At 63.9% G+C, this 6,268-nt stretch carries 7 protein-coding genes and 1 tRNA gene; 1 reads left to right on the top strand and 7 read right to left on the bottom strand.

Going from position 1 to position 6,268, the window contains the following annotated elements; translation table 11 throughout:
- A partial coding sequence (locus tag DBR22_RS10875) for an SDR family NAD(P)-dependent oxidoreductase (protein ID WP_146187470.1) occupies window positions 1-146 on the bottom strand: 146 nt, incomplete at its 3' end.
- A gap of 11 nt (window positions 147-157) precedes the next feature.
- Window positions 158-1,069 carry an NAD(P)-dependent oxidoreductase gene (locus DBR22_RS10870; RefSeq protein ID WP_108599029.1) on the bottom strand — a complete coding sequence of 304 codons (912 nt, stop codon included), beginning with the start codon at window positions 1,067-1,069 and terminating at the stop codon, window positions 158-160.
- A gap of 71 nt (window positions 1,070-1,140) precedes the next feature.
- On the opposite strand from DBR22_RS10870, the gene DBR22_RS10865 reads away from it, so the two are divergent.
- On the top strand, window positions 1,141-2,205 hold the full coding sequence (locus DBR22_RS10865) for a D-2-hydroxyacid dehydrogenase (protein WP_108599028.1): 1,065 nt from the start codon (window positions 1,141-1,143) through the stop codon (window positions 2,203-2,205).
- 66 nt (window positions 2,206-2,271) lie between these two features.
- Here the strand turns inward: DBR22_RS10865 and DBR22_RS10860 are convergent, their stop codons facing one another.
- The 5 genes from DBR22_RS10860 to DBR22_RS10840 all read right to left on the bottom strand — a co-directional run.
- Window positions 2,272-3,621 (bottom strand): MFS transporter, encoded by a 1,350-nt coding sequence (locus DBR22_RS10860; protein ID WP_108599027.1) that lies wholly within the window; start codon window positions 3,619-3,621, stop codon window positions 2,272-2,274.
- A gap of 178 nt (window positions 3,622-3,799) precedes the next feature.
- Window positions 3,800-4,597, bottom strand: a complete 798-nt coding sequence (locus DBR22_RS10855) for an IclR family transcriptional regulator (RefSeq protein ID WP_108599026.1) — start codon at window positions 4,595-4,597, stop codon at window positions 3,800-3,802.
- A 253-nt stretch (window positions 4,598-4,850) separates the two neighbouring features.
- Window positions 4,851-5,141 (bottom strand): hypothetical protein, encoded by a 291-nt coding sequence (locus DBR22_RS10850; protein ID WP_108599025.1) that lies wholly within the window; start codon window positions 5,139-5,141, stop codon window positions 4,851-4,853.
- Window positions 5,142-5,268: 127 nt separating this feature from the next.
- Window positions 5,269-5,344 (bottom strand) — tRNA-Val (locus DBR22_RS10845).
- A gap of 104 nt (window positions 5,345-5,448) precedes the next feature.
- Window positions 5,449-6,268 (bottom strand): NAD-dependent protein deacetylase (locus DBR22_RS10840; RefSeq protein WP_108599024.1); only part of this gene is annotated, 820 nt, incomplete at its 5' end.

The following is a 6,268-nucleotide window of genomic DNA, read 5'->3' as shown; positions in this document are numbered from 1 at the left end:
GCAGCCTTCAACCGCTCCGCATTAATACCGTTCAACACCACCGTCGCCCCCGCCCCGGCCAACGCCCGCGCCAACGCATTACCAATCCCCCGGCTCGAACCGGTCACCAACGCAACCCGCCCGGACAAATCAAAAAGTGAAGTCATCGTGTCTTTCCTCAGTTGGTCTTGGTGGTGGGTTGGTCACTCAGATTGGAGATGGTTTGCCGGACCGCGGCCAGGTCGAGGTCCCCCAGTCCTTGACGCTTCAGTTCCGCGTAGAGTTCCACGCCGGCTGCCGCCATCGGCACGGCGGCACCGGCTGCCTGCGCGGCTTCAAGGACAAAGGAAAGGTCCTTGTGCATGAACCGGGCAGGTCCCGTGGGGGTGTAGTCCTTCCGGACGAGGCGCGGACCCACGAGGTCCAGGACGCGGCTTCCGGCCAGGCCGCCGGCGAGGACTTCGAACAAAGCCGCCGGATCCATGCCCGAACGCTCGGCCAGCTCGGCCGCCTCCGCGAGCGCCGCCGTCGTGGTTCCCACAAGGAGCTGGTTGCACGCCTTGGCCAGCGACCCTGACCCCAGCGGGCCCATGTGCCTCACCGTGGTTCCCATTGCTCCGAAGAACGCTTCGAGCCGTCCAAAGTCCTCGGCTGCGCCGCCGGCCATGATGGCCAGTGTGCCCTCGGCCGCGCCCTTGGTTCCGCCACTGACGGGCGCGTCCACGACGGCGGCGTGGCCGCGGCTCGCCTGGTGCACCCGCTCTCCGAAGGCCCGGACCGCTTCGGGCGATACGGAACTCATGACCACTACGGCCGTGCCGGCCGCCGGTGGCGTCTCAACCCAGCTCGCCAGCAGGCCGGACGCGGCCTCCTCGATGAACGGAAGATCGGGGAGCATAAAGGCAATGACCGGGAAGTCCCGCAGAGAGGCAACATCTGGTGCTTTGCTGCTACCAGCACCCTCGAGGTCCTCAACCGGCCCGGGTGAACGGTTCCACGCCGAGACATTCCACCCGGCCCGAAGCAGATTCTTCGCCATGGGCAGGCCCATGAGGCCCAGGCCCACAAAGCCCGCTCTTTTTTCATTCATGGTCGCCTCGACTCACATCGTTGTGTGGTTAATGAAGGGAAATCTGTCCAATATCCTAGCCTCTATTCAGTATGATGAACACCATGACGACCGAAACCATTGTCGCGATCGCCGTCCCGCTCGAAGCTGAGCTGGTGGACCGCATCCGCGCCGTAGACCCGTCCGTGACCGTCCTCTATGAGCCAGACCTGCTTCCCCCCGAACGTTTCCCGGCCGACCATTCCGGAGACCCCGGATTCAAGCGCACGCCCGGGCAGGAAGAGCGGTATTGGGCCATGCTCAACCGCGCGGAGGTCCTCTACGGCCTGCCGAACGAAAGCCCCGCAGGCCTGGCCCGCATAGCCCGCGAGAATCCGCGGCTTCAGTGGGTACACGCCATGGCCGCCGGGGCCGGCGGTGCCGTCAAGGCATCCGGCCTGGACCAGGAAACCCTCAGCAAATTCCGCGTCACCACATCCGCCGGCGTCCATGCGCTGCCCCTGGCGGAGTTTGCCGCACTGGGGATCCTCAACGGCTTCAAGCGGAGTGCCGAGTTGGCCCAGGACCAGGCCGCCAAGGTATGGCCCGAACTGCGGACACCTACCCGGCTGGTCAGCGGCTCCACCCTGGTGGTCACCGGCCTCGGCGAAATCGGCCTGGAGACGGCCCGCATCGCCCGCGCCCTGGGAATGAAGGTCAGCGGGACCAAGCGGACGGTGGAGCCGATCGAGGGAATCGAAGAGGTTTCGGACAATGACGGCCTCACCGGGCTCCTCGCCACCGCTGATGCCGTGGTGAACACCCTGCCCGGTACGCCCTATACGGAGAAGCTGTTCAGCCGGGAAGTCTTTGCGGCAATGAAACCCGGGACCGTATTCGTGAACGTCGGCCGGGGCACTGTTGTGGATGAGGACGCCCTGCTCGAGGCCCTTAACAACGGCCAGGTGTCCTACGCGTGCCTCGATGTTTTTGCCGTGGAGCCGCTCCCCCGGGACAGCCCGCTATGGGCTCATCCCAGGGTTATGGTCTCACCGCATACATCGGCCCTCAGCGCGGCCGAGAACCGCCTGATCTCAGAGCGCTTCTGCAGTAACCTCCGCACGTTCCTCGACGGCGGCGACCTCCCCCACCTGGTGGACCCGGTCCATTTCTACTGACCTGCCGAAACCCGAGAAGGCGGCCTTCCCACTGTGGGAAGGCCGCCTTCTTTGCAGGCAGGTTTTTTAGCTTGCGTCCTCCACCAGGACCAGGTCCCGGCCCACCGTTTCGGGGGTAAAGAAGGTGGTGCCGAACGAGATCAGCGCCAGGACCAGGGAGTAGATGGCCGGGACCAGCCAGGAATGGCCGGTGGCCGCCAGCAGCGCCACGCCGATCATCGGAGCGAACCCGCCGGCCATGACAGCAGAGAGCTCGCGGCTCAGCGCCACACCGGTAAAGCGGTGCTGGGCGCCAAAGAGTTCCGGCAGCAGGGCGCACTGGGGCCCAAGCATGGACTGCACACCCAGGGAGATGCCCACCACCATGACCACCCAAACCAGGGTGACATTGCCCAAAGTGACCAGGTAGAAGGCCGGCAAGGCGATGACGGCCTGGAAGAGGGCGCCGTAGCGGTACACCGGAACCCGGCCGAAGCGGTCGGACAGTGCACCGAAGGTCACCACCATGACTGCAGCAAACCCGGCGGCGATGAGCAGGCCTGTGGGGCCGATGAACTTGTCGCCGGCAAAAACACCGGCGGGCAGGCTGATGAAGGACACCAGGAGCGCGGAGTAGATGGACGAGTTGCCGTTTTCACCCATGCGGAGGCCGATGCCGATGAGCACGTTCTTCTTGGAGTGCTTCCAGATGTGTCCCACCGGATTCTTGGCCACGGCCTTGTGCTTTTCCAGTTCCTGGAAGACAGGCGTTTCCTTGAGCCGGAGCCGGATGAAGACGGCGATGACAATCAGGATGAAGCTGGCCAGGAACGGAACCCGCCACAGCCAGCCCTGCAGGACTTCCTTATCTGCCAGTGCCATCAGGGCAAAGGTGCCCGCGCCCAGCAGCGTGCCCAGCTGGATTCCGACGAACGGCAGCGCAGCGAAGAAACCGCGGCGGCGGCGCGGGGCCACCTCTGAAATCAGGGTGGTGGCACCTGCCTGTTCGGCGCCGGCACCGAGGCCCTGGAGGATCCGCAACGCCACGAGGAGTACGGCTCCCAGCATGCCGGCCTGCTCAAAGGTGGGCAGGAGTCCGATGGCGAAGCTGGCCATACCCATCAGGCCGATGGTCAGGATCAGGACCATTTTCCGGCCGAACCGGTCGCCGATGTAGCCGAAGACCACTCCGCCGAACGGGCGGGCGGCGAAGCCCACTCCATAAGTGGCGAAGGAGGCGATCACTGCGCCGCTTTCGCCCAGCGGCGAGAAGAAGAGCGGGCCGAAGATGAGAGCTGAGGCCAGCCCGTAAATATAGAAGTCGTAGTACTCCAGAGCGGAGCCTACAGAACTGGCAAGTGTTGCCCTTCGCAGCTGGTCAGGATCGACGACGGCGCCATCCAGGTCTGCCTGCGGTGATTTAGTACGAGTTGTCACAAGAACTCCCTCAAAAACACTCCAGGCCCCCGTTGGCCTGGTGGGATAGCAAGGACACCCGTGGCGTCGATCACTATATTGAACAGAGTACAGCAAGTTGAACACTTGGCAAATGGACCGGAATGATTTTTCCTGCCTGGGCCTAAGTCGGTTGCCAGGGCGGCCACCACAGCCCTGATCAGCCCATGGGGTTGCCCAGCGACCGTGCCAGTTCATTCAGTTCCTTGACCATCCGGGAGCCCTGCTCGGCGGAGTAGGTTGCCTTGAGTGCGGTCACGGACAAGCCAAGGCTCGGGCCATGCGCGCCGCGGGTTGGTACGGAGACGGCCAGGCACACCACGCCCGTTGTGGACTCCTCATCCTCGAAGGCGTATCCCTGCTCCCTGATGGTCTGCAGTTGGGCCTTGAGCTCAGCGCCGGTCCGCAGTGACTTGGGCGTCAGCACCGGCAGCTGGACGTCATCAGGAAACATGGCGTCAATGTCATGATCGTGGAGCCGGGCAATCAGGGCCTTGCCCACGGCGCACAGCGAGACCGGCATCTTGTCCCCGATGTTCGAGGTCAGGCGGACCGCCGGGTGACCTTCGTAACGGGCGAGGTAGATGACATTGGTGCCATCGAGCATGGCTATGCGGACCGTTTCCCCGGACAGAGTAGGTGCCTGCTCGCAGAAGCGGTAGAACTCCTGGACTTCGTCGAGCCGGCTCAGATACGCCGCGCCCAGTTCCACCAGCTTGCGTCCCAGCGTGAACTCCGCGCCCTGGCGGCTGATCAGCCGGGCTTCTTCGAGAGCCAGCAAAAGGTTGGAGGTGGACGATTTGGGGATCCCCAGCTCGCGGGCAAGGTCACTGAGCGTCAGCCTCCCGGTGGCGGAGGCTGCCAGTGCGTCCATGACTGCGGCGGCGCGCGTGACGGCAGGTGCCGGAGAGGTGCTCCCCAGACCCTCAGAGGGACGGGAGGTGCGGGAATCGGCCATGATTCTCCTTTGATCGGCACGCGACGGCGCTCAAGTTACTTGCTTGTTCATTCAGCTGAACAGTAACCATCATAATGGCTCGGAGCAGACCCGGCTTCGTCATCCCGCGCGCCAATCAGGCCAATACACCTCAATAACTCCGTGGCGTTTTTTGTTTCCGGAAGTTCACGGTATATTCATCTCAGGCCCTCCACCGCGGCATCCCCCAATAGTCGCGGTGGAGGGTTTTCCAATGCCCAAAAACCCGGGCATTCTAGGCGGCGCCGGCAAGGGATTCCCGTCGCCGCCAGCCCCCTCCCAGTCCGTCACGCTCCAGGATCATTGTGGTCAGGGCGGACTGCGGATTGCGCCCCAGCCTCACCTGGATCTGCATCACCTCGACGTCCACCCGGCCCAGCCCCTTGGGCATCCGGCGCTGTGCTTCCCACCAGCTCACCCGCTCGAACCACCGCACCACTTCGGCGCCGACAGCCCACTCCCGGCCCTCACACAGCACCGTCACCGGGATGCCTTCCTGCGACATTTTCACCTGCACATAATCCATAGCAGGAACTGTAGGTACCGGCACCGACAATTACGGTGGCGGGCCTTGTCACCACAGCAAGGAGTGGCCGGATACAGGAAAACCCCGTTGTTACTGGCCTCACGGGCCTGGAACAACGGGGTTTTATTGGTGGGTCCTACCGGGATCGAACCGATGACATCCACGGTGTAAACGTGGCGCTCTACCAGCTGAGCTAAAGACCCAAACAGCCGATTTCCGCGCCGCAGCACGTCAACCAACGAACATAAACTCTACCTGACCAGCAGGAACAAAAGCCAATCGGCGCCATCAGGGCGGCCGGGCGGAGTCAGAGACCGGGCAGTTCGGCGGCGAGCCAGGTCAGTGCCTCGCTGACGCCGGCATGGAGCTTGATGGCGGCGTGCTGGTCGCCACGGGTCTCACCCCTGTTGATGATCACCACCGGCTTCCCGTTCTTTGCAGCATGCCGGACGAACCGCAGCCCGCTCATCACCGTCAGTGACGAGCCGGCCACCAGGAGCGCCGCGGCGGCGTCCACTGCAGCGTAAGCGGCTTCCACACGGTCCTTGGGCACATTCTCCCCGAAGTAGACAAAATCGGGCTTCAACCTTCCGCCGCAGGCAGGGCAGACTGCTACGACAAAGCTGCTGATGAGATCGGCGTCCTCAACTGTCGAGTCCGCATCAGGGGCCATCTCTACCAGCGCCGACGCAGTGGCACGCTCCAGGAATCCGGGATTCAGCTCTTCAAGCATTCCTGCCACGAAGCGTCTGCTGTAGGTCCGTCCGCAGTCCAGGCACACCACCTGGTCATAGCGGCCATGGAGGTCAATGACGTTCAGGCTGCCGGCGTCCTCATGCAGCCTGTCCACGTTCTGGGTGATGAGGCCGGTGAGCAGTCCGCGCTGCTCCAGCTCTGCAGCTGCGCGGTGGCCCGGATTGGGATCCGCCCTCCGAAGGTGGGACCAGCCGATGTGGTTCCGTGCCCAGTAGCGCTGGCGGTTGGCGGCGTCACGCACAAACTCCTGATACGTCATGGGTGACCTTGGCACTGAGTCCGGGCCCCGATAGTCCGGAATTCCCGAATCCGTGCTCAGTCCCGCGCCGGTCAGCAGTGCCAGGGGCTTGCCGGCCAGCAGATCCCGGATC

It is taken from the genome of Arthrobacter sp. HMWF013 (assembly GCF_003061105.1).
Classification (GTDB): Bacteria; Actinomycetota; Actinomycetes; order Actinomycetales; family Micrococcaceae; genus Arthrobacter.
This window is presented reverse-complemented; position numbering and strand designations above follow the sequence as displayed.

Excerpts from the sequence above, each read along its gene's own strand:
- DBR22_RS10850 (WP_108599025.1), bottom strand. The coding sequence starts at position 5,141 with ATGGATTATGTGCAGGTGAAAATGTCGCAGGAAGGCATCCCGGTGACG.
- DBR22_RS10865 (WP_108599028.1), top strand. The coding sequence starts at position 1,141 with ATGATGAACACCATGACGACCGAAACCATTGTCGCGATCGCCGTCCCG.
- DBR22_RS10855 (WP_108599026.1), bottom strand. The coding sequence starts at position 4,597 with ATGGCCGATTCCCGCACCTCCCGTCCCTCTGAGGGTCTGGGGAGCACC.
- DBR22_RS10870 (WP_108599029.1), bottom strand. The coding sequence starts at position 1,069 with ATGAATGAAAAAAGAGCGGGCTTTGTGGGCCTGGGCCTCATGGGCCTG.